The organism is Mesorhizobium sp. WSM4308, assembly GCF_002294905.1.
In the GTDB taxonomy this organism is placed as follows: Bacteria; Pseudomonadota; Alphaproteobacteria; order Rhizobiales; family Rhizobiaceae; genus Mesorhizobium.
This window is the reverse complement of the sequence record NZ_NSFW01000002.1, coordinates 403,723-426,974: the sequence shown is the minus strand read 5'-3', so window position 1 is coordinate 426,974 and position 23,252 is coordinate 403,723. Positions and strand designations below refer to the sequence as shown.

Genomic DNA, 23,252 nt, shown 5'->3' with positions numbered 1-23,252 from the left:
GATTGGCGGGCTGATGGGCGCCTATATACTGCGACGCATCCTTCTGATGATCCCGACGCTGTTCGGCATCATGGCGATTTCCTTTGCCGTGATCCAGTTCGCGCCCGGCGGTCCGGTCGAGCAGGTGATTGCCAGTCTGACCAACCAGGGCGGCAGCGATCGCCTCGGCAGCGGTGGTGGCGACGCGGGCGCCGGTGGCAATATCGATGCCGCCGGCGATATCGGCTCGAAATACCGCGGTGCGCAAGGTCTTGACCCCGAGTTCATCAAGAAGCTGGAAAAGCAGTTCGGCTTCGACAAGCCGCCGCTCGAACGCTTCGGCATGATGCTGTGGAACTATATCCGGTTCGATTTCGGCGATAGCTATTTCCGCGACATATCGGTGCTCGACCTGATCCTCGAAAAGATGCCTGTGTCGATCTCGCTCGGCATCTGGATCACCATCCTGTCCTACCTGATCTCGATCCCGCTCGGCATCCGCAAGGCGGTCAAGGATGGCTCGGCGTTCGACATGTGGACCAGCGGCGTCGTCATCATCGGCTATGCCATTCCGGGCTTCCTGTTCGGCATCCTGCTGATGGTGCTGTTTGCCGGCGGCTCGTTCTGGGACTGGTTCCCGTTGCGCGGCATCGTTTCGGATAATTGGGATCAGTTGTCCTGGCCGGACAGGGTCGTCGACTATATCTGGCACATGACGTTGCCGCTGACCGCGCTCGTGCTGTCGGCTTTCGCAACGACAACGCTGCTCACCAAGAATTCCTTTCTCGAGGAAATCCGCAAGCAGTATGTGGTGACGGCGCGCGCCAAGGGCCTGTCGGAGCGCAAGGTGCTCTACGGCCATGTCTTCCGCAACGCCATGCTGATCGTCATCGCCGGCTTTCCCGGCGCCTTCATCTCGGCCTTCTTCACCGGCTCGCTGCTGATCGAGAACATCTTCTCACTCGACGGTCTTGGCCTGCTCGGCTTCAAGTCGGTCCTGCAGCGCGACTATCCGGTGGTGTTCGCCAATCTCTATATCTTCTCGCTGCTTGGGCTGTTCGTCGGCCTGCTGTCCGACCTGATGTACACCTGGGTCGACCCGCGCATCGATTTCGAGCGGAGAGACGTCTGATGTCCCAAGCCGTTGTCGAGAACACCGTTGTCGAGACCACGCCGAGACGCGCCAAACGGCCTTGGCTATCGCCGCTGAACCGCCGGCGCTGGCAGAATTTCAAGGCCAACCGACGCGGCTACTGGTCGCTGTGGATCTTCCTTTTGCTGTTCGGTCTGTCGCTGTTTTCCGAATGGATCGCCAACGACAAGCCGATCCTCGTCTCCTACAAGGGCGAGATCCTGTTTCCAGTGCTGGTTGCCTACCCCGAGGAGAAGTTCGGCGGCTTCTATGCCATGACCGATTATCGCGATCCGGTCATCCGGGACGAGATCAACGCCAATGGCTGGATGATCTGGCCGCCGATCCGCTACTCCTATCGCACGGTCAACAACGCAATTCCCGATGCCGCGCCTGCAAAGCCATCCTGGCAATATGATGCGGACAAGCGCTGCAGCCAGTATCCGCAAGGGGCGGCCGATCCCGATTGCATTGTCGGCAACTGGAACTGGCTGGGCACAGACGACCAAGCGCGCGACGTGCTGGCGCGGCTTATCTACGGTTTCAGGATCTCGGTGCTGTTCGGTCTGATCCTGACCGCGGGCTCGTCGCTGATCGGCGTTGCCGCAGGCGCCATGCAGGGCTATTTCGGCGGCTGGACCGATCTTCTGTTCCAGCGCGTCATCGAGATCTGGTCAGCGATCCCGGTGCTCTATCTGCTGCTCATCGTCTCCGCCATCCTGCCGCCCGGTTTCTTCATCCTGCTTGGTCTGATGATGATCTTCTCCTGGGTGGCGCTGGTCGGGGTGGTACGTGCCGAGTTCCTGCGTGCCCGCAACTTCGAATATGTCAACGCCGCCCGCGCGCTCGGCGTGCCCAATCGCACGATCATGTTCCGGCATCTGTTGCCCAACGCCATGGTGGCGACGCTGACCTTCCTGCCGTTCCTGACCAGTGGTTCGATCTCGACCCTGACCTCGCTCGACTATCTCGGCTTCGGCCTGCCTCCGGGCTCCCCGTCGCTAGGCGAACTCATGAAGCAGGCGCAGAGCAACCTGAACGCGCCTTGGCTCGGTATTTCCGGCTTCATCGTCGTCTCGCTGATGCTGTCGTTGCTGGTGTTCATCGGTGAGGCCGCGCGCGATGCCTTCGACCCGCGCAAGGCATTCAGATGAGCGAAATTCTGCTCTCTGTCCGCGATCTCAGCGTCGCCTTTGCGCAAGGTGGCAACCAGTCGACGGCGGTCGACCACATTTCCTTCGACCTCGCCAAGGGCGAGACCGTGGCACTGGTCGGAGAGTCCGGCTCCGGTAAATCGGTGTCGGCCTTGTCAGTGCTGAAGCTCCTGCCCTATCCGACGGCGAGCCACCCCTCGGGAAAGGTCTTGTTCGAGGGCGCCGACCTGCTGGCGATGAGCGAGAAGCAGCTGCGACAGGTGCGCGGCAACAAGATCACCATGATCTTCCAGGAGCCGATGACCTCGCTCAATCCGCTGCACACGATCGAGCAGCAGATCGTCGAGATCCTGAAGCTGCATCAGGGCATGGCCGACCGCGCGGCCAAGGCGCGCACGCTGGCGCTGCTCAACGAGGTCGGCATCCGCGATCCGCAGAAGCGGCTCGACGCCTATCCGCACCAGCTGTCCGGCGGCCAGCGCCAGCGCGTCATGATCGCCATGGCTCTGGCCAACGAACCGGAACTGCTGATCGCCGACGAGCCGACGACGGCGCTCGACGTCACCGTGCAGGCGCAGATCCTCGAACTGCTGGCGGGCCTCAAAAGCCGCAAAGGCATGTCGATGCTGTTCATCACCCACGATCTCGGCATCGTGCGCAAGATCGCCGACCGGGTTTGCGTCATGACCAAGGGCAAGATCGTCGAGACCGGACCGACCAAGGACATCTTCGCCAATCCGCAGCACCCCTATACGCGCCACCTGCTGGCAGCCGAGCCGAAGGGCAAGCCGCCGGCCGCCAACGCCGACGCCAAGCCTGTCATGACCGGTAAAGACATCAAGGTCTGGTTCCCGATCAAGCAGGGCTTCTTCCGCCGCACGGTCGACCATGTGAAGGCGGTCGACGGCATCGATGTCACCGTGCGCGCCGGTCAGACGCTGGGCGTGGTCGGCGAATCCGGTTCCGGCAAGACGACGCTCGGCCTGGCGCTTGCGCGCATGATCTCGTCGACGGGAACCATCCGGTTCAACGGCCGCGACATCAACCAGCTCACCTTCAATGCCATGCGGCCGCTCAGGCGCGAATTGCAGATCGTGTTCCAGGACCCGTTCGGTTCGCTCAGCCCGCGCATGTCGATCGCCGAGATCATCGAGGAAGGGCTGAAGATCCACGAGCCGAAACTGTCGCCCGATGAACGCGACGACAAGGTTGCGGACGTGCTGAAGGAGGTCGGCCTCGATCCGGCGACCCGCAACCGCTATCCGCACGAGTTTTCCGGCGGCCAGCGCCAGCGTGTCGCGATCGCGCGCGCCATGGTGCTCAACCCGCGCTTCGTCATGCTGGACGAGCCGACATCGGCGCTCGACATGAGCGTGCAGGCGCAGGTCGTCGACCTCCTGCGCAATCTGCAGGCCAAGCATGACCTCGCCTATCTCTTCATCAGCCATGACCTCAAGGTCATCCGGGCGCTTGCCAACGATGTCATCGTCATGCGCAACGGCCAGATCGTCGAAGCCGGCCCCTCCCAGCAGATTTTTGAAAATCCGCAAACCGACTATACTCGGGCGCTGATCTCGGCCGCCTTCAAGATAGAGACGGCGCCGGTCGGCATCGTCAGCCAGTAATTTGCGTAAAGAGGGACTAGACGAATCGCGATGGAAAAAGGCCGCATCCTACTTGCCGTCACCGGCTTTCATCCGCAGCGCTGGCGCGAGTTGCTGTCGGCCGAGCGCGAGGTAGTGCTGGAGCCGGATGGCGCCAAGGATCCGTCGATCACCTATGCGGTGGTGTGGAAGCAGAAGCCCAATTTGTTGTCTTCGCTGCCCAATCTGCGCGCCATCTTCTCCATCGGCGCCGGCGTCGACCATATTTTCGCCGATCCAGGCCTGCCCGACGTGCCGATCGTCAAGGTCGTCGCCGACAATCTTACGCAATACATGACCGAATATGTCGTCTGGCGGGTGCTCGATCATCATCGCCAGGGCCTGCTCTACCGGCAGCAGCAGCAAAAGAAGATCTGGCACGAGCCGCCGCAGCGGCCAGCCGGCGACATCTCCGTCGGCATTATGGGGCTCGGCAATCTCGGCCGTGCTGCGGCCTCGGTGCTGCTGTCGCTCGGCTTCGCGGTCAATGGCTGGTCGCGCACCGAGCGGCCGATGCAAGGGGTGGCGACCTATTCCGGCGAGGCCGGGTTGATCCCCTTCCTCAAGGCAACAGATATCCTTGTCGTGCTTTTGCCGCTGACGCCGGACACGCAAGGCATCATCAATTACGGCGTGCTGAAGGAATTGCGCAAGCGCAACGGCCTCGGCGGCTCGGTGCTGATCAACGCCGGACGCGGCCGCCTGCAGAAGGATGCCGACATCGTGCGGGCGCTGGACGACGGCACGCTGAAGGAGGCGAGCCTCGATGTGTTCGAGGTCGAACCGCTGCCGAAGACCAGCCCGCTGTGGAACCATCCGAAGGTGTTCGTGACTCCGCACGCCGCGGCGACCTCCGATCCCATGCATCTGGTGCCGACCATGCTGCGCCAGATGGACGCCTTCGAGCGCGGCGAGAAGCTCGAGAATCTGGTGGATCGCAAGGCGGGATATTAGCCAGGCGTCCTATATAGCCAGGTCCCATTGCCTGAAGCACTGCTTGATTGCTCCCATCGAGGACAGCTGGAGCTTCGGCAGGTCGAGTTCCTCGAACATCGCCTGGTATCTTCTGCGGTTTTTCGGCGTGGTCACGGCAATATGGTGGATCATGTCCCATTTGACGCTGTCGCGTCCGCCCTCCAGGGCTCCGCGTCTGTTCTTCTCAAACCAGCTTCGCCTGAAGTAACGCAGCAGGCTTGCCGGCGTGGAGATATCCAGCAGGATCACTCCCGTCGCCCGCCGAAAACGTTGCGGCATGCAGATCGAGTAATTTCCGTCCATCACCCAGCGCTCGCCGGCGATCGCGGCGTCATGCATGGCGATGAATTCGCTCTTTGGACGCGCCTCCCAGTCTGTGTTGGGCAGATGATGAAGCAGATCGAGGTGAACGGGCTCAAGGCCACGCTTGCGGGCAATCGCGACGGCCAGGGTCGACTTGCCGCTGTTGGACGGCCCCAGAATGCAGATGCGGTCGCCTAGGTCCGAGAGTTTCATTGATCGCCCCCATGCGGACGCGAGCATGCTGCCGGCGATCGCTCTCGTCGGCTGCTGCTTCTATCTTCAGGCAGGCAGGGCGAACTTCTTCTTCTGATTGTCCGGCTTGCCGCAGTCGCGGCGCTCGATCGACCGGTTCATGGCATCGATCTCGCCTGACGCCCTGTCACTGTCGCGCTTGGCCTTGGAGCGCATGTCGGGCGTGAACGGACCGAAACCCATCGCGGGATTGGAGAAGGTCGGCTTCGCGGTCACCGGAAGGTTGTATTGCTGCGCCAGGCCATTGCGCTGCGCCAGCAACTGGTCGCACGGCACTGTGTCGTATTGCAGGGAGGATTCCACGTTGGCGTCCTGCCGCTCGGACATCGAGTTGCCGACGCAGCCGGCCGTTGCCAGGCAGGATGCCAAGACCATCATGTTCCAGCGCATCCGATATGCTCCTCCTGATATCCCGCACTGATGCGACCAGATCGCAAATATCAGTCGCGCACGCAAATCGGACTTTTTCGCAGCAGCGGGATGGTGTTCATGCACGCTTCAAACGGCGTGAGGCTTCCACGCCACAACGCCCAGCCCTTTGACGGGCTCGCGGCGATCCTGCCGGATGGTGGTTGGCTCCAGCGCCAGGATCGCAAGCCCGTTGGCTTCGAGTGTCCGCCTGACATAGGGTTGCGAATGAGCGTAGCGCCGCGAGGGCTGCAGCGCGAAGTCGCCGTCGTCTGCAAGGGTCTCGACGGAAAAGGCAAACAGGCCGCCTTCGGCGAGCAGGCCGGCAACGGTGCCCATCGGACCGTCGAGCGCGCCGATGTAGATCAAGACATCGGCCGATGTCACCAGATCGGGCTTTTCGCCTGAATGAGAGAATCCCTGCAGATCGGCTTTCGTCAGCGTGTCGTAGATGCCTTTCGCCTGCGCCTTCTTCAGCATCCTGGCCGAGATATCGACCCCTTCCAGCCGGTCGACGATCGGCCTCAGCCTCTCGCCCATCAGCCCGGTTCCGCAGCCCAGGTCGAGCGCCAGGCGGAAGCGGCCCGGCCTTGCCTTGCGAATCATCTGCTCGAGGAATTCGGGGAGCCGGTAGTCGAGCTTGCCGACCAGCATCTCCTCGAATGTCTCGGCATAATGATCGAACAGCGCTTCGACAAAGGCGCTGGGCGGCGCGGCGGCAACCGGAGCCTTGCCGATCAGCTGCAGTTTGAGGGCGGCGCCCTGGCGATCAGCCGCATCCAGTTTCAGCGACATCGCCCAGGCCTGCGCCGCCAGGTCGAGCCTGCCCGATGCCTCGTGCATCTCGCCGAGGCGGAACCAGCCCATTGCCCATTGCGGCGCCAGCTCCAATGCGCCGAGCAGCAGCTCGGCCGCCGCCGTGGGATCGCCGGAGGCAAAGAGCATCTCGGCATAGTCGGCACGGCGATCGGCGTTCAAATCGCCGGACGATGTCTGAAGCGGTTTCATGATGATGTTTCCGCCGGCGGATGGCAGCCGGGCCGCCATCTCTGTAGAGCAAAGCTGGCCTGAGAGTCAGCAGTCTCCGACAAACGGCTTCCCGCAGCGGAATTATATCCTATCTTGGGGACCATGCGCGCTGCCGACCTGCTTCATCCCCGGCCCGAGGGTCTTTACTGTCCACCGGGCGATTTCTTCATCGACCCAGTGCGGCCGGTGGGCCGGGCGCTGATCACGCACGGCCATTCCGACCATGCACGCTCCGGCCACCGCTCGGTGCTGGCGACGCAGCAGACGCTCGACATTATGGGTCTGCGCTACGGCGAGGACTTTGCCGGAACGACGCAAGCCGCGCGGGTCGGCGAGACGATCGCGCTGAACGGCGTCAGCGTCAGCTTCCATCCGGCCGGCCATGTGCTGGGTTCGGCGCAGATATCGGTCGAGCATCAGGGCACGCGCATCGTCGCCTCCGGCGATTACAAACGACAAAGGGATGCGACCTGCGTGCCGTTCGAGCCGATCCGTTGCGACGTGTTCATCACCGAAGCGACCTTCGGCCTGCCGGTGTTTCGCCATCCGCCGGACACGGGGGAGATCGCCCGCCTGTTGAAATCGGCAGCGCAGTTTCCCGAACGCTCGCATCTGGTCGGCGCCTATGCGCTGGGCAAGGCGCAGCGGGTGATGCGGCTGTTGCGCGATGCCGGCTATGACAAGCCGCTCTACATCCATGGCGCGCTGGCCAGGCTCAGCGAATACTATCAGAGCCAGGGCATCGACCTGGGTATCCTCGAGCCGGCAACGGTCGAAGACGGCAAGGACGACTTCACTGGCGCCATCGTCGTCGGCCCGCCATCGGCCTTCGCCGATCGCTGGGCGCGGCGCTTTCCCGATCCGATCTCGTGCTTCGCGTCGGGCTGGATGCGGATCCGCCAGCGCGCCAAGCAAGGTGGCGTCGAACTGCCGCTGATCATCTCGGACCATGCCGATTGGGACGAGCTCACGGCCACCATCAAGGAGACTGGCGCCGAGGAGATCTGGGTGACGCATGGCCGCGAGGAAGCGCTGGTTCGCTGGTGCGAGCTCGAAGGCATCGCCGCCCGGCCGCTGCATCTGGTGGGCTATGAGGACGAGGGCGATTGATGCAGTATTGCTCGTCAATCACCACCTCCGAGCACTGTGGCGCCCCCCTCTGGCCTGCCGGCCATCTCCCCCACGAGGGGGGAGATCGGACGTCGCGTCGGCGTTCGCCAATCTCCATCGTTGCCGAAGATGAGCCGGCGCCGAAGCTGCCAATCTCCCCCCTTGTGGGGGAGATGTCCGGCAGGACAGAGGGGGGCGACGTAGAGCGCAAACCTCCATCAATGGCGTGGTTCATACCATCATGAACCGCTTCGCCGAACTCCTCGACCGCCTGGTGCTGACGCCGTCGCGCAACGGCAAGCTGACGCTGCTGGTCGACTATTTCCGAACTGTCGAGGACCCGGATCGCGGGCTGGCGCTGGCGGCCATCACCGGGGACCTTACTATAGCCGCGGTCAAGCCGGCGATGCTGCGCATGCTGGTCACCGAACGCATGGACCCTGTGCTGTTCGGCTACTCTTACGACTATGTCGGCGATCTCGCCGAAACGGTGTCGCTGGTCTGGCCACAGACGCCGGGCAAGATCCCCAACCGCGAGCCGACGCTTGGCGAGGTCGTGGCCAAACTACAGGCGGCAAGCCGCTCGGACGGGCCGAAAGTGCTGGCCGGCTTGCTCGACAGCGCCGGCATCTCGGCGCGCTTTGCCATCATCAAGCTGGTCACCGGCGGCCTGCGCATCGGCGTCTCGGCGCGTCTCGCCAAACAGGCGCTGGCGGATTTCGGCAAGGTCGACGTCGCCGAGATCGAGGAGCTATGGCACGGGCTGTCACCGCCCTATATGGCGCTGTTCGCCTGGCTGGAAGGCAAGGCCGAAAAACCCCGCAACACGGCGATGGCTTTGTTCCGTCCGGTGATGCTGTCCAATCCGGTCGGCGACGGCGATCTCGAAAAACTCGATCCGGCGGACTACGCGGCCGAATGGAAATGGGACGGCATCCGCGTCCAGGCGGTGGCGGAAGGCGGCATCCACCGGCTCTATTCGCGCACCGGCGACGATGTCTCCGGCGCCTTTCCCGACCTCGCCGACGCGATGCATTTTTCCGCGACGCTCGATGGCGAATTGCTGGTCGGCGACCCGCGAGAGGCGACGGGAACCTTCTCGGATTTGCAGCAGCGGCTGAACCGCAAGACGGTGACGCCGAAGATGCAGCAGCAATATCCGGCTTTCATGCGCTGTTACGACCTGCTTCAGCTCGGCGACGAAGACCTTCGCGCATTGCCGTTCCGCGAACGGCGTGGCCGCCTCGAAGCCCTCATGAAAGCGCTTGACCCCAGCCGTTTCGATCTGTCGCCCTTCGTCGACTTCGCGGATTGGCAGGCGCTGGAGAACCTGCGCCGCGCGCCGCCGCACCCGATCATCGAGGGCGTGATGCTGAAACGCTGGGATTCGCCCTATATCGCCGGCCGGCCGAAAGGCCCGTGGTTCAAGTGGAAGCGCGATCCGCACACGGTGGACGCGGTGCTGATGTATGCCCAGCGCGGCCACGGCAAGCGCTCGAGTTTCTACTCCGACTACACGTTCGGCGTCTGGTCCGGAGCCGCGGGCGAGGAGGAACTGGTGCCGGTCGGCAAGGCTTATTTCGGCTTCACCGACGAGGAGCTGAAGCAGATCGACAAATATGTCCGGGACAACACGGTCGAGCGTTTCGGCCCGGTGCGTTCGGTGCGGGCGGATCGTGACAACGGCCTGGTGCTGGAAGTCGCCTTCGAGGGGCTCAACCGTTCGACCCGGCACAAATCCGGCGTCGCCATGCGCTTTCCCCGCATTTCACGGCTGCGCTGGGACAAGCCGGCCAACGAGGCCGACCGCATCGAGACGCTGCAGGCGCTGCTCGACCGCTAAGCCTTACGGCTCGATCGAGACGCGGATCTCGTAGATGTCGACCGCCTTGCCCTGCTTGTCGAAATCGGAATTGACGGCGATGGTTCCGGCCGAGCCCGGATGCTTGTTGGGGAACTGCACGTCGAACAGATATTCGTTGCGCTGCTGGCCGACCGCGTAGCGCTTGCGGCCGCAATCGCCGAGCTCGCCGAAATTGCAGTCGACGGAAATCTGCGTGTCCTTGCCGTCCTCGGCACGCGCGATGATGTCGAATACGGCGTGCTTGCCGGCGAGCTTCTCCAGCACGCCCTGCCCGACATCGAAAGCGATCGCCGAACCGGAGGGGCCGGACTGGATGCGCAGGAACGGACCGGTATCGTCCTTCATCACCGAGGCCTTGGCGTCCGAAGGGGCTGCGACATGCGTCGGGTCGGCCGGCGAGAACACATTGATCCAGGTGCGCGACTGGTCCGCGGCGCCGGGCTTGGCCGGCGCGTTGGCGCCGTCGGCCGGGGTGAAATCGTCACCCTCGACGGTTGGCGGCGCCTCGGGCGGCGCCGTGTCGAGCTGCGCCGCCGTCTTGAACACGCCGGTCTGCATGGCGAAGAACACGCCGATGCCGATCGCCGCAAGCAGGGTGACAGTGAAGAAAATGGCGGTCAACGGCAGGCGGCGCCCGCGAATGCGCCGCTCATCGCGATCGGGCGCCACCTCCGTCGCGGTACCCGAAGCGGCGGGAGCGGACATGTCGATGGCCGGCGCGCCAGGAAGCGTCGCGTCCGGCATGATGTCGGGAACGACCGGCAGCACGCGCGATCGCGGCGCATCGGATGCCGGCTGCGCGGGACCGTCGACGGTGACGGCGGGCAATGGCGCCTTGTCGCCGATCTCGATGGCGGGCGCCGCGGCGGCCGCGGGCTCGGCCGCCGGGTCGTCGACCTCCAGGCCGACATCCGGCACGGCCGGCAGGAACTCGGATTCGATTTCGGTGATCGTCGCCTGGATCGCCTTGCGGCGCTTGATGGCGACTTCCACGGTCACCCCGGGATTGGCCTGGAGCGCACGGTCAAGCGCGGCAAAGGCCGACCGATAGACCTTCTCGCGGAACGCGCGGTCCTCGGCATTGCCCTTCTCCAAGGCGTTCCGGATCGCTTTTTCGATCGCGTCCAAGCGGGATCCCTCTGCAAATTGCCCAAACTTCCGTGATGGTTAGCCGTAGGCGACCAATCAATCAACGGGCGGGCGGCCGCATTCTGCCTCGACGGGCCGTCCAAAGTCCATCTCGGCGATATTCCGGCAAACAAAATCGGAACATGCCGGCAATTCTCGCGCGCGGGGAGGTGCGAACCTGGTTTCGGTGGCGGCAGGCGCTCTTGCATGATTTGCCAAGTGGCATCTTGAATTCGCGGCCGGTTGAGTCTATCACCCAGCCCATCGTGGAGGCCCTGGCCTCCCGGGCCGCTTTAGCTCAGTTGGTAGAGCACATCATTCGTAATGATGGGGTCAGGTGTTCGAGTCACCTAAGCGGCACCAAAATTCCCAATGTTTAGAATCGTTTCGCCCGGACTTTCCCGCAGGGAGTTATTTGGGCGCTAGGCCAAATAAGGCCCCCCCGGGTTCGTGCCTGCTGGGCAACGACCCCGTCGCCGAATCGTTTAGCAAGCGCTAAGATGGCGACTCAATTAGATGAGGATCAAATGGCCCGCGACTTCATTGAAATGCCGATTTTGTCGGTGCCTCGTATGCCCCGTCTCCCAACAGTTGAGCTCCGCAATCCAGCTAGGTCGGCCTATCAGCACATCATCAAATCCATCATCGCCTTTGAAAAGAAACTAGATGCCAATGAGGAAATTGGCGCCCGACTCGTCAATTTCGGAATGGGCGAGACTGTTCACATTGAAGGCGTTGGCTATTGGGAGGAAGATTTCCTAACCTTTTATGGGAAGAACGCCGACGGTAATCCTGTCGAGCTGATCCAGCATGTTTCGCAGCTGAATGTTCTACTGGTTGCCATCAAGGTGATAAAGGACGAGCCAAACCGGATCGGCTTTGTGCTTGCAAAGCAGTTGAAAGAAGAAAGCGAGTAGGCTCGGCCAAAGCCGCCGCCTACAGCGCGACAAGCATGCGCGTCGCCCCAAGTGTGCGGGCGGCGCGGAAGTGCTGCATTCTAGTCGACCCTCGACAAATCAATTAAAGTGCCTTTGGCCGGCCTTCTGGCAGTGAGCTGTGTCGTTTTGAGGGTATAGAATCATGCTGGCGTATCTACTGGCGGCTACCTTCATGTTCATGCCAGATCAGATGGTGTTTCAGGCAAAGAACGACGCCTTGAGAGAGGCTGTTACGGTCATCTGCAAAGCCAAAGCTTCAACATATCATTGTATCATCAATCACTCATCATTGAAGACATGGCCTGACCGGAAAATGTGTTCTGTAATTTCTTACCAGATGGAAACGGACTTCACCTACGACGAGTCGCAGCAGGCTTGGACATCGATTAGGAACTATGATGATGCCTGCCAGTCCAACGAAACCCATACCATCTACTCTTCCGGTACAGATGGTCCAAACACCAAATGGAACTATTCATTCAGGCATTTTTCCAAGGCACCATCTGGCACCAACGACAAGGATGGCGCCAGCTGCGAGGAAAACAGGCCTGTTCAGTCTTTCGAATATACGCCGCTCGGCGGTGCGGTGTTCGCTGTGGATTGCAAGCTGATATCGTTACCCTGATTAGTTGCCGACCCTTCGCACCAATGCCGCCGCTCCACAGCCGTAGAGCCTTGCGCGTCGCCCCAAGTGTGCGGGGCGGCTTCGCCCCAGACAAGCGCTCCTACACGGAAGAATTTTGACATAGATTGCAGGGCAATTGGGGGCGATTCGAAGTCATGCACGAAGAAAAGCAACAGATGACCCACTGCCACCAGTGTCGGTTATCTATCCCCAAGGGCGCTCAGGTTTGTACTCACTGCCAATTCTATCAGGATTGGCGGCGTTGGTTTTCTGTTTCCAGCACTGTGTTAGCACTGCTTACGGCACTGATATCCGTTCTCAGCTTCGCCGTGCCAAGCTTCATACACCTTCTCCATACACCTCATTCGGTCATGGCTAACCCCATGATCTCTCTGGAGGGAACCACTATCCGCCTGCTGGTAGTCAACAACGGCGATGCGCCGGGAGTGTTTGTTCGCGCGCAGACAGAAAGCGAGTATCTCGCCCCTGCGACGAAAATCCGATTGCGAGATGATCAGAAGGCCATCATCGCGCCCGGAAGCAATCTCCTGATGTTCGACGTGATCCCGCTTCTTAGCCAAGATCAATCATACCGCAATTCGATAGAGATGATTCAATTCAGCCTGGAGAACAAGGAGGCGCCTAGAACGAACATCGTGTTCGTGTTTGGCGAATCCGATGGCGAGTTGCGTGTAAGTCGGTTGGGATTGGGTACCGACAAGCTCTTCGAATTGATGCGCGCGAACTCTGACCGATGCTCCGCGATCAAAGAGCCTGATTTTTACAATGGATGCATCGGCCCGGGGGAGCTTGAGCCAGCTACTCCCGATCCTGCTACCGCCGTTCCTTCAACTCCGAAAGAGGGGTGCTGCCGTTAATGAGGCCGCTTCGGGTGAACGCTCCGGGCTACCTCCGTGTCATGTCGTCCAAGGGCCTGCGAGCGGGCGCGGTGGATCGCGCAATGGCTTCCCATATCCGCCATTGTCGAGACTCAGCTTTGGTGGGAAACTCGCGGGCCTCAGCATGGGAGGTCGAAAATGCCCAACACTTTCAAGACCGGAGACGTCGTCAAGCTGAAGTCGGGAGGGCCGAAGATGACGGTCAGCGACGGTGCCGCTTCCGGCATGTATCTGTGCCACTGGTTCAACCGCGAGGGCGATGTCTGGATTCCGCAGCATGCGGGTTTCAAACCGGACCAGCTGGTGGCCGCCGACCCGTCGGCATAGCTCCTGCCCGTTCGCCAAGGGCGGTGGCTAAACCGGCGTGCATTCGGATGACGCCGGATGGGGTGTCATGGCTGCTGCTTTTGCTGCCAGAGCTGAGGCGGCATCGCCGAATCGGATGATCGGCACAGGCGACCGACGGATTTCCGTGGTCACGGCGTTTAACGGTTGAAGCGTGACCGCGGCATGGACCGTGGCCGACGCGCCAACAGGAGACGCCGAAGCATGATAAGCCGTTCGATCCTTGCCGCCGCCTTGAGCCTGCTGACCGTTGCGGCCCTCGCCCAGACGGCGACCCAGCCCCCAGCTGCTGCGCCTCTTGGCGTCACGTCTCCCGGCGCCATGCCGCCAGCCGCGGCCCCGGCCGCGCCAAGGGCCAAGTCCGAGATCACGCTGGCCAAGTTCCAGAAGCGGCGGGAGAAGGCGATCATGGCCGCCGACACGGATGGCGACGGCAAGATCAGCCTGCTGGAGTGGGAGGCTTTTCAGGCCAAGCGCAACATCAAGGGCGATGCGGCCAAATCCTTCGCGCGCATCGATTCGAACCATGATGGCTTCATCGATCGTGCCGAGGTCGATGCGTTCTTCGCCAAGCGCTTTGCCAAGCTCGACAAGAATGGCGACGGCGTTCTGACGGCCGACGAGATGCCAGGCCACAAATCCGCTCCCAAGCCGGAGCAATGACCAAGAGGCCATGACACGTGATGGAAATCGGGAGTGCGCCAGCCGATGAGCGCCGATCCGGACGAGGAGTTGGTTCGCCGGGTCGGTGCCGGCGACCCGGCGGCCGTGCAGACGCTCGTCGCGCGCAAATTGCCGCGCATCCTTTCGCTCGCCGTGCGCATGCTGGGCGATGCGGCGGAGGCCGAGGATGTCGCACAGGAGACCTTCGTGCGCGTCTGGCGCCACGCCTCGAGCTGGCGGCGCGGCAATGCACGCTTCGACAGCTGGATCCATCGGGTGACGCTCAACCTCTGCTACGACCGGCTGCGCCGGCGCCGGGAACTGGTGACCGACGATTTGCCGGACATGGTCGACCCTGCCCCGCTTCCCGACGCCCGCGAAGAGCCGCAGGGGATCGAGCAGGCCTTGCAGGCGATCGCGCCACGCCAGCGCGAGGCGATCATCCTGGTCTATTATCAGGAGATGTCCAACATCGAGGCGGCCGCGACCCTGGAGATCAGCGTCGATGCGCTGGAGAGCCTGCTTTCGCGCGGCCGGCGGGCCTTGCAGACGATCCTGGCCAGGGATGGCGTCCATGACTGAGAAGACCGCGACCATGAATGGCGGACATTCACCGCGCTTTATGGACGTCCGGCGGAGGCCGGCCGGCCTCGTTTCCTACCCGCGTGGGCACGCGGCACCAAGGGGCAAGGGGAAGACAGATGGCTGAAGACATCGAGGACGGACCGGCAATGGACGCCAGGCGTTTCGCGGCGCTCGCCGAAGCCTATGGCGGCGATCTGCGGCGCTGGCCACAAGCGGAGCGCGACGCCGCCACCGCCTTTGCCTCAAGCGAGACAGGCCAGGCCATCTCGCGACGGGCCGATACGCTTGACGCCGTGCTCGACAGTTATCGCGTCCCGCACCCCGGCAAGGCGCTGCACGATACGATCCTGCGGACCGCCGACCGGTACATCGTCCGGCGGCGGCATCAGCGCTTCTGGTGGCTGGGGCTGGGGCTGGCCGGCATAGGGCTGGCCGGCGCCATTGCCGGACTGGCCCTGGTGACCGTCGTCACGCCCGAAGTTCAGTCCGACCATTATGTGCTCGACGCCAATGCGACGGCGTTCGGCGATGCCGGACCCGACACGATCGAGGAAGACCTATGAGCACCGGCCGCAATCTCCTCATCGCATCGGTGGTGCTGAACGTCTTCCTGGCCGGCGCGCTTGCCGGCGGGGCCGTCTGGATAAAACGCGGCAAGCCGGCCCAGGGCTATTCGCTGGAGGCGGCAGGCGGCCGGCTTCCCGACCAGCAACGCACGCTGTTCCGCAAGGCGCTGCGCGAAGTCCGCCAAGAGTCGCGCGAAATCATTCGCGACGGCCAGCAGGCCAGGCGCGATGCGGCGGATCTGCTGCGGCAGCCCGTCCTCGACACGGCGGCCCTGGCCGCCGCCCTGGAGCGAGCCCGCAATGCCGACGTCACCGTGCGCACGCGGCTGGAGCAGCGCATCATCGAGTTCGCGGCGGCAGGCTCCGCCGAGGATCGCAGCCTGCTGGCGGAAGGGCTCTCAAGGCGCGCCGGGCCGCAGCCGTCGACACCGCCAAAAAAATCGCCGTGACGACCGACGGAAAATGCCGATGGCGCCCGTTTAACGAGATGAAGGGCAGGATCTGCCGGGCCATCTGGCGCCGACAGGTTTCAACCTCGGACAACTTCGGAGCATGTTCATGAACTATCTGACAAAATACGCGGCCACCGCCGCTCTTGCGATGACCGGAGCGGTGGCTACGGTCGCGGCATCCTCGGCAATGCCACTGGCGCCGGTTGCCGCCCCGGCGCTGGTCGAGCACGTCGCCTGGGGTTGCGGACCTGGCTGGCATCCCAATCCCTGGGGGCGCTGCGTCCCCAATCGCGTGGTCGTCTACCCCGGTTACCATCATTGGCATCGCCCGGTCTTCTATGGGTGGCATCCGCACCGTCACTGGCATCGCTGGTAGGGGCTTCGGGGGCCGACAACTTCGTCGGCCCCACGACCTCAGTTGAACAGGCACGAAACGGCTCGAACGGGCTTCCGGCGCCGTGCGCGGGAAGCCCCAGCAATGGAGAGCTGACTTGGATATCCCGGCCTCCAATTCCCCGCCAGATCCAGTGCTCGTCGCTTTCAACCGCTTCGGGCTCGGGGCAAGGCCCGGCGACCGCGACAGGGTGGCCCACGACCCGCGGGGCTATCTGAAGGCGGAACTGCGGCAGCCCGACATCGCCCTGATCCCGCTCGACGATCCGGCCTATGCGAGCCTGCCGGGCAGCACGCCGGCCATCCAGGCCAGCATGGCGGCAAACTTCCAACGCAAGCTCGACCGCGAGCACATGGCCGCAGCCACGGCGCAGCCCGCAATGGCGAGCACCCAGGCCACGCCGGAACCGGCTGCGCCTGCCCAACCTGTTCCGCCGCCCGCGCCACCGGCCAAACCCGCGCCGCCAATCGAGGCCACGCTGTTTCGCGCCGAAGCCCAGGCGCGCCTCGACAAGGCTTTTGGAGCCGAGGCCGGCTTCGTCGAACGCCTGGTGTATTTCTGGTCGAACCATTTCTGCGTCTCCGTGGCGAAGGACAACATCGTGCGGGCGAGCGCCGGCGCCTTCGAGCGGGAAGCCATCCGCCCCTTCGTGCTCGGCCGTTTCGCCGACATGCTGATGGCGGTGGAGCGGCATCCGGCGATGCTGTTCTATCTCGACAACCAGCAGTCGATCGGCCCGGACTCCCGCGCCGGCAAGAACCGCCGGCGCGGCCTCAACGAGAATCTCGCCCGCGAGATCATGGAACTGCACACGCTGGGCGTCGGCAGCGGCTATACCCAGGCCGACGTCACCAGTTTCGCACGCATCCTGACCGGCTGGACGATGGCCGGGCGCAAAGGCCGGCTGGGCGAACCCGGCAGTTCCGTCTTCAACGCCAACGCGCATGAGCCGGGCGATGCGGTGCTGCTGGGCAAGACCTATCCGGCCGGCGGCATGGGTCAGGCCGAGGCGGCGCTCAACGACATCGCCCGCCATCCGGCGACGGCGCATCACATCGCCACGGAACTTGCCCGACATTTCATAGCCGACGATCCGCCGCCCGCGGCTGTCGCGCGCCTCGCCAAGGTTTTCGCCAAGAGCGACGGCAATCTCCGGGCATTGGCGGCGACCCTCATCGACATGCCGGAGGCCTGGTCGGCGCCTCTGGCCAAGATGCGCTCGCCTTTCGACTATATCGCCGCCATCCGCCGGGCGGCCGGTCCGGGTCCGGCGAACGATCCCGGCCAGTCGCTCAATTGGCTCAATGCGCTGGGCGAGCCGCTCTGGCAACCGCCGGGGCCGAACGGTTTTTCCGACCAGGCGGACAGCTGGACCTCGGCCGAAGGCATGAAGATCCGCCTCGACATCGCCTGGCAGGCGGCCCGCCAGGTCAAGGATATCGGCAATCCCAACGACATGCTCGACGCCGTCATCGGTCCCTCCGCCTCGCCGGAAACGCGGCAAGCGGTCGCCCGCGCCGAGTCCAAGCAGCAAGGCCTGGCGCTGCTCTTGATGGCGCCCGAATTCCAGAGACGATAGCGCGAGCGACAGGTCCGGCGCCGACATGGAGACCAAGTCATGAGCCTGCTGTGCGAAACCCCTCACCCTTCCCGCCGCGCCGTGCTGATGACCGGCGGCGCGCTGTTTGCCTGGGCCTATCTGCCGCGCTTTGCCCGCGCCGCCGACAATCGCGACCCGCGCCTGATCGTCATCGTGCTGCGCGGCGCGCTCGACGGCCTGTCGGCGGTCGGTCCGATCGGCGATCCCGACTATGCCGGCCTGCATGGCGACATCGCTTTGTCGCTTGCCGGCCCGCACGCGGCATTGCCGCTCGATGGTTTCTTCGCGGTCAATCCGGCGATGCCGGTCTTTGCGCGGCTGTTCAAGGACAAGCAGGCGGCGGTGGTGCACGCGGCCGCGACCGGCTATCGCGAACGCTCGCATTTCGACGGCCAGGACGTGCTGGAAAGCGGTTTCGCCGGGCCGGGCCACGTAGCCACCGGATGGCTCAACCGGGCGCTGGAGAGCCTGCCGGCGGGCGACCGCGTGGCGACGCTCGGCGGGCTGGCCGTCGGACCATCGACGCCGCTGGTGATCCGCGGCGCGGCTCCCGTGCTCGGCTGGGCGTCGCAATCGATGCCGGCGCCAGCCGGCGACCTCGCGGCGCGGGTTCTCGACCTCTACCAGCATCGCGACCTGGTCCTGGCGATGGCGCTGCAAAACGGCCTCGATGCCGACCGCATGGCGCTCGACGACCGGCCCGGCGGCAACGCGATTAAGCCGAAGGATGGGGCGATGAAGCCGAAGGGTGGCCTCGGCAGCGCCGCCGGCATGCGGCAGGCCGCGCAAGGTGCGGCCAGGCTAATCGCGGCCGATGACGGGCCGCGTGTTGCGGCGCTTGCCTTCGACGGCTGGGATACGCATGTCAACGAAGGCGGCGCCACGGGCCGGCTCGCCACCTTGCTCGGCGGCCTCGACGGCGCCTTCGAGGAATTCGAAAAGGGTCTCGGCGAGCGCTGGAAGGACACGGCGATCGTTGCCGTCACCGAATTCGGGCGCACGGCGCGGATCAATGGGACGGTCGGAACCGATCATGGCACCGGCACGGTGGTGCTGCTCGCCGGCGGCGCGATCAAGGGCGGCCGCGTCATCGCGGACTGGCCGGGATTGAAGCCGGCGCAACTCTACCAGCAACGCGACCTCGCCCCGACCAGCGATGTCAGGGCGGTGTTGAAAGGCCTGCTCGCCGACCAGTTCGGCCTGTCCGCAGCCGTGCTCGGCGACAAGGTGTTTCCCGAGTCGGCGGGGGTGAAGCCGATGCGGGATCTCATCGCTTGAAGAAGCACGATGGCGTCACGACCGCCATCCTTGGGGAAGCGCCCACCCCGCTTCGCAGCCACCGCCGTGTCGATCCGCTCCGTGATCGCCAGCGATGGTGCCAATGATGTATCGGTCGGATTATCAAGCGGCGGCGGCACTGGGCTTGGCCATGGGCAGCGCCTGCGAGCTGACACTCGACAGCATCAATGCGCCTGCGGCGACGGCAATCGGCAGAATGTATCTGCGAGCATGATCGAGTCCTCCAAGCGACGCCGTGACTTTCAGCGCGGCGTCGTCGAGCGTCGAGCATGTCGCCTCGGTCAGGCGGCCTCGACCTTGGCGGCCGGCGCCTCCTGCCCCCGCACCAGTTTGGTTACGCCGGCGAAGTCGAGCTTGCCGGAGCCGAGCACCGGCACTTTCGGGACGACGCGCACTTCGGCGGGCACCATCAGGTCCATGGCGCCATTGGCCTTGGCGAAGGCCAGGAACTCGGCACGTGTGGCGCCGGGAGCCTCGGTGATGAGAATGAGCTTCTCGCCCTTGCGCGCATCCGGCACGGAAGCGACCGCCGACAACGAGCCTTTCCACAATTCACCCGCCAGCGCCTCGACGGCGGCAAGGGAAATCATCTCGCCGCCGATCTTGGCGAAACGCTTGGCGCGGCCGCGAATGGTGATGAAGCCGCCCTCGTCGACCGAGACGACATCGCCGGTGTCATGCCAGCCGTCGACCAGCGGTTCCAGCACACCCGGCTTCTCGGCGCGCAGATAGCCCGACATGACATTTGGGCCGCGCACGTAGAGACGCCCGCCTTCATCCACGCCGGGTACCGGATCCAGGCGGTATTCCATGCCGGGCATGATTTTGCCGACGCTGCCGGACCTGTTGTACATCGGCGTGTTGATGGCGATCACCGGCGCCGCTTCGGTCACGCCGTAGCCCTCGAGGATACGCACACCGAACTTCTCCATGTAGGTCATGCGCGTCGCTGCCTTGACCGGTTCCGCGCCGGCAAAACAATAGCGTATCGAGCGGAAGTCGTAGGGGTGCGCTGTGCGGGCATAGCCGCTGAGGAACGTATCGGTGCCGAAGATGATCGTCGCGTTGGAGGCGTAGATCAGTTCCGGAACGATGCGGTAGTGCAGCGGCGATGGGTAGAAATAGACCGGCACGCCCGAGATCAACGGCAGCACCGTGCCGGCCGTCATGCCGAAGGAATGGAAGATCGGCAAAACGTTGAACACCTTGTCGCCCGAGTGGAAGTCGATGCGCGAGGCCGCCTGCGCGGCATTGGCCAGGATGTTGCGATGGGTGAGCACGACGCCCTTCGGCGTGCCTTCCGAGCCTGAGGTGGACAGGATTACCGCCGGGTCGTCAGGCTTGCGCGGCGCGCGCGGTGTCGACTTGCGCAACAGGCCAAGCAGCTTGTCCTTGAGACCGATGGTTGCACGCAGATCGTCGAGCCAGACGATGTCAACCGACCGGCCGATCTCCTCGACCACCGCGCCAAGCTTGGCCTGTTCGACAAACGCGCGGGACGTGAGCACGGTCTTCACCTCAGCGGCCTTGCAGGCGGAAAGGATGTTGGCGGCACCGGCGGTGAAGTTGATCATCGCCGGCACCTTGCCGGACGACATCACGCCGAGCAGCGTGGCGCACGAGCCGTTGGCGTTGGGCAGCATGATGCCGAGCGTCTGCTGATCGGCATAAAGGTTCTGGAATTTCTCGCCGAGCACGGCGGCCGCCGTCAGCAGCTTGCCATAGCTCAGCGAGCCGGTGACCGGATCCTGCACGGCGAGCCGTTTCATACCGCGTTCATTCGCCGTCAGGATGATCTTTTCCAGCACCGTCCTGTCGATGTCCTGGGTGCGGAAGACGAGATCCGACATGACCTGGTAGAGTGCAGACCCCGCCGCGGCGCGGCGCTTGCGGCCTTTTAGCTCCGGCGGCACTTGCAGCTTGACCGGCTCCAGTATGGTCACCTTGACCTTCGGGAGCAGACGGCGGCGCACATGCTGCGACGTCAGCCGGGAGAACGGGCTTTTCTCCAGCCCGTCGATGCGGATCGGCACGACCATCGAGCCGGTCTTGTCCGCCACCATGGCGGCGCCATCATAGACCTTCATCAGCCCGCCGGTGACGGTGATGCGGCCTTCGGGGAAAATGACCAGCGGATCGCCGCCCTGCACGATCTTGATCAGCGTGCGGGTCGACATCGGCTTGGCCGGATTGAGCGGCAAGGCACGGGCGAGCTTCATGAACGGCTTCATCCACCAGGCCTGGGCTATGGCGTAGTCGATGGCGAAGACCGGCTCCTCGTCGGTCAGCGTCAGCGCCAGCGGACCGTCGAGGAAGCTCACATGGTTGAGCGCCAGGATCGGCGCCGTGCCGGCCGCCTTGAGGTTCTCCATGCCCTCGACCTCCAGGCGCAGGAAGGCGCGGAACAGGATGGAGACGAAATCGCGGAAGGCGTTGGTCGGCAGGAATTTCAGCATCAGCCAGGCGGCGACGGCATTGGCCGCGGCGAGGCCGAACAGGATGCCGCCGGTGGAGACTTTCGTCTGGATCGCGGCGACGAGGATGCCGCCGACGGTCATGAAGCCGGCATTGACGATGCTGACCGCGGCGACGACACGGGCGCGGCGCGCCTCGGGCGACCAGGCCTGCACGGCGGCGAAGGTCGGCACCACGAGGAAGGCGCTGGCGATGGCCATGCCGGCGAGGTCGATCGCCACACGGATGGTGTCTGGCCCGGCAAAGAACAGGGCAAGAGTTTGCGCCTTCGGCGAAGGCTGCATGCTCCAGATGGTCCAGGCCAAATGCAGGCCAAACAGCGCCAGCAGCGCCGTGCCGACCGGTGCGGGCAGCAGCACGATACGCCCCTGCGACATCCATGCGGCAATCGCCGAGCCGATGGCGATCGAGACGGCGAACACAGCGAGATAGACGGTGACGGCGATCTCGTTGCCGCCGAGCGAATCCTTGATCAAGGTCGGCAGGATCGAAAGCACGATGGCGCCGATCAGCCAGAACCATGAGGTCATCAGGCCGGCGCGCCAGATCCGCGTGTCGGTCCGCAGCTCGCTGACCTGGCGCCAGGTCGAGCGAAAGATGTTCCTGTCGATGACGAGGTCAGGTGCCGCGGAACCCGTGGGCGGAATATAGCGGCTGACGAACCAGCAGCCGACGGCCAGGGCCATCATGATTGGTCCGAACACCGTGACGCCGATGCCATCGGCCGACACGACGCCGCCGGCGATGGTGCCGCCGAGGATGGCGGCAAACGTGGCCGACTCGATCCAGGCGTTGGCCTTAGGCAGTTCCTTGCGCTCGAGGTGATCGGGCAGGATGCCGTATTTGATCGGCCCGAACAGCGCCGAGATGATGCCGAACATCAGCAGCGCCGTCATCAGCACGGGAATAGACGACAGCGCGATGCCGACGACGGAGACACCCGCGGCGGCGATCTCGGCGAATTTCAGCCGGCGCGCGATCAGCGCCTTGTCGAAGCGGTCGGCGATCTCGCCGCCAAGCGCCGACAACAACAGGAAGGGCGCCATGAAGACGGCGCCAGCCAAAGTGACCAGCGAGGCCGCCTGGTCGGCTGCCAGCGTGAAGAGGATCAGGAACACCAGCGTGTTCTTGAGGAAATTGTCGTTGAAGGCGGACAGGAACTGCGTCCAGAACAGAGGCGCAAAGCGCCGGGACAACATCAGATGCGTGTTCATGGCGATTTCCACTTGGCCGAACCCTACGGCTGTTCGCCGGAGGCCCTGCGGGTTGCAGGCGCTATTTCAAGCTCAGTGATAGTCATGAGCTGGTTAAACTTCCTTACAGTGCCCGATGTCCATATCGCGGCTTTCGGTCCGCCAGAAATGAACATCGTTCATAAGCGCACCCTATCACATCTTGAACATTGTTCAAGCGAAAAATGAACGTCGTTCATTG

22 protein-coding genes and 1 tRNA gene are annotated in these 23,252 nt (G+C 63.8%); 18 read left to right on the top strand and 5 right to left on the bottom strand.

The features are described from left to right. The first annotated feature begins 13 nt into the window (after positions 1-13). Genes CK227_RS04865 through CK227_RS04850 form a run of 4 tightly spaced genes read left to right on the top strand, consistent with a single transcriptional unit; the run spans position 14 to position 4,862 of the window. Positions 14-1,111, top strand: coding sequence for a microcin C ABC transporter permease YejB (locus CK227_RS04865; RefSeq protein ID WP_095771785.1), 1,098 nt, complete (start codon positions 14-16; stop codon positions 1,109-1,111). Beyond that, a complete protein-coding gene (locus tag CK227_RS04860) occupies positions 1,111-2,265 on the top strand; it encodes an ABC transporter permease (RefSeq protein WP_095771784.1) in 1,155 nt (384 codons plus the stop codon). The genes CK227_RS04865 and CK227_RS04860 overlap by 1 nt, the downstream gene beginning before the upstream one ends. Next, positions 2,262-3,890 (top strand): ABC transporter ATP-binding protein, encoded by a 1,629-nt coding sequence (locus CK227_RS04855; protein WP_095771783.1) that lies wholly within the window; start codon positions 2,262-2,264, stop codon positions 3,888-3,890. Before CK227_RS04860 ends, CK227_RS04855 begins: the two co-directional genes overlap by 4 nt. A gap of 30 nt (positions 3,891-3,920) precedes the next feature. Next, a complete protein-coding gene (locus CK227_RS04850; RefSeq protein WP_095771782.1) occupies positions 3,921-4,862 on the top strand; it encodes a glyoxylate/hydroxypyruvate reductase A in 942 nt (313 codons plus the stop codon). A 9-nt stretch (positions 4,863-4,871) separates the two neighbouring features. Here CK227_RS04850 and CK227_RS04845 read toward each other — a convergent pair whose 3' ends face one another. The 3 genes from CK227_RS04845 to CK227_RS04835 all read right to left on the bottom strand — a co-directional run bounded on the left by CK227_RS04845 (position 4,872) and on the right by CK227_RS04835 (position 6,854). Next, entirely contained in the window at positions 4,872-5,399 is a 528-nt protein-coding gene (locus CK227_RS04845) for an AAA family ATPase (protein WP_095771781.1), read from the bottom strand. Between the two features lie 66 nt (positions 5,400-5,465). After that, positions 5,466-5,828, bottom strand: a complete 363-nt coding sequence (locus CK227_RS04840; RefSeq protein WP_095771780.1) for a hypothetical protein — start codon at positions 5,826-5,828, stop codon at positions 5,466-5,468. A 108-nt stretch (positions 5,829-5,936) separates the two neighbouring features. After that, positions 5,937-6,854 carry a class I SAM-dependent methyltransferase gene (locus tag CK227_RS04835; RefSeq protein WP_095771964.1) on the bottom strand — a complete coding sequence of 306 codons (918 nt, stop codon included), beginning with the start codon at positions 6,852-6,854 and terminating at the stop codon, positions 5,937-5,939. 123 nt (positions 6,855-6,977) lie between these two features. Here CK227_RS04835 and CK227_RS04830 point away from each other — a divergent pair, with 123 nt between their 5' ends. Together CK227_RS04830 and CK227_RS04820 are read left to right on the top strand one after the other, a co-directional pair. Next, on the top strand, positions 6,978-7,985 hold the full coding sequence (locus CK227_RS04830; protein WP_095771779.1) for a ligase-associated DNA damage response exonuclease: 1,008 nt from the start codon (positions 6,978-6,980) through the stop codon (positions 7,983-7,985). Between the two features lie 241 nt (positions 7,986-8,226). Next, positions 8,227-9,828, top strand: coding sequence for a cisplatin damage response ATP-dependent DNA ligase (locus tag CK227_RS04820; protein ID WP_095771777.1), 1,602 nt, complete (start codon positions 8,227-8,229; stop codon positions 9,826-9,828). A gap of 3 nt (positions 9,829-9,831) precedes the next feature. Here the strand turns inward: CK227_RS04820 and CK227_RS04815 are convergent, their stop codons facing one another. Beyond that, entirely contained in the window at positions 9,832-10,977 is a 1,146-nt protein-coding gene (locus CK227_RS04815; protein ID WP_095771776.1) for a hypothetical protein, read from the bottom strand. Positions 10,978-11,264: 287 nt separating this feature from the next. Between CK227_RS04815 and CK227_RS04810 the strand changes: the two genes are divergently transcribed. From CK227_RS04810 to CK227_RS04755, 12 genes are all read left to right on the top strand, one after another. After that, positions 11,265-11,340: transfer RNA gene (locus tag CK227_RS04810), tRNA-Thr, on the top strand. Positions 11,341-11,504: 164 nt separating this feature from the next. Beyond that, positions 11,505-11,894 (top strand): DUF6173 family protein, encoded by a 390-nt coding sequence (locus CK227_RS04805; protein ID WP_143750482.1) that lies wholly within the window; start codon positions 11,505-11,507, stop codon positions 11,892-11,894. Between the two features lie 163 nt (positions 11,895-12,057). After that, positions 12,058-12,540, top strand: a complete 483-nt coding sequence (locus CK227_RS04800) for a hypothetical protein (RefSeq protein WP_095771774.1) — start codon at positions 12,058-12,060, stop codon at positions 12,538-12,540. A 383-nt stretch (positions 12,541-12,923) separates the two neighbouring features. Continuing rightward, the gene (locus CK227_RS04795; protein WP_143750481.1) at positions 12,924-13,418 is read left to right on the top strand and encodes a hypothetical protein; all 495 of its coding nucleotides are present in this window, start codon (positions 12,924-12,926) and stop codon (positions 13,416-13,418) included. Between the two features lie 159 nt (positions 13,419-13,577). After that, positions 13,578-13,766 carry a YodC family protein gene (locus tag CK227_RS04790; protein WP_019863018.1) on the top strand — a complete coding sequence of 63 codons (189 nt, stop codon included), beginning with the start codon at positions 13,578-13,580 and terminating at the stop codon, positions 13,764-13,766. A 222-nt stretch (positions 13,767-13,988) separates the two neighbouring features. Then, the gene (locus CK227_RS04785) at positions 13,989-14,447 is read left to right on the top strand and encodes an acid-shock protein (protein WP_095771963.1); all 459 of its coding nucleotides are present in this window, start codon (positions 13,989-13,991) and stop codon (positions 14,445-14,447) included. Between the two features lie 45 nt (positions 14,448-14,492). Beyond that, positions 14,493-15,029, top strand: a complete 537-nt coding sequence (locus CK227_RS04780) for an RNA polymerase sigma factor (RefSeq protein WP_095771772.1) — start codon at positions 14,493-14,495, stop codon at positions 15,027-15,029. 119 nt (positions 15,030-15,148) lie between these two features. Beyond that, positions 15,149-15,595, top strand: a complete 447-nt coding sequence (locus CK227_RS04775; RefSeq protein WP_245318071.1) for a hypothetical protein — start codon at positions 15,149-15,151, stop codon at positions 15,593-15,595. After that, entirely contained in the window at positions 15,592-16,047 is a 456-nt protein-coding gene (locus tag CK227_RS04770; RefSeq protein ID WP_095771770.1) for a periplasmic heavy metal sensor, read from the top strand. The genes CK227_RS04775 and CK227_RS04770 overlap by 4 nt, the downstream gene beginning before the upstream one ends. A gap of 109 nt (positions 16,048-16,156) precedes the next feature. After that, the gene (locus CK227_RS04765; RefSeq protein ID WP_095771962.1) at positions 16,157-16,426 is read left to right on the top strand and encodes a hypothetical protein; all 270 of its coding nucleotides are present in this window, start codon (positions 16,157-16,159) and stop codon (positions 16,424-16,426) included. 115 nt (positions 16,427-16,541) lie between these two features. Further along, positions 16,542-18,023, top strand: coding sequence for a DUF1800 family protein (locus CK227_RS04760; RefSeq protein ID WP_095771769.1), 1,482 nt, complete (start codon positions 16,542-16,544; stop codon positions 18,021-18,023). Positions 18,024-18,062: 39 nt separating this feature from the next. Beyond that, the gene (locus tag CK227_RS04755) at positions 18,063-19,322 is read left to right on the top strand and encodes a DUF1501 domain-containing protein (protein WP_095771768.1); all 1,260 of its coding nucleotides are present in this window, start codon (positions 18,063-18,065) and stop codon (positions 19,320-19,322) included. 302 nt (positions 19,323-19,624) lie between these two features. On the opposite strand, the gene CK227_RS04750 is transcribed toward CK227_RS04755, so the two are convergent. Then, positions 19,625-23,032, bottom strand: coding sequence for an acyl-[ACP]--phospholipid O-acyltransferase (locus tag CK227_RS04750; RefSeq protein ID WP_095771961.1), 3,408 nt, complete (start codon positions 23,030-23,032; stop codon positions 19,625-19,627). Positions 23,033-23,252 lie beyond the last annotated feature (220 nt).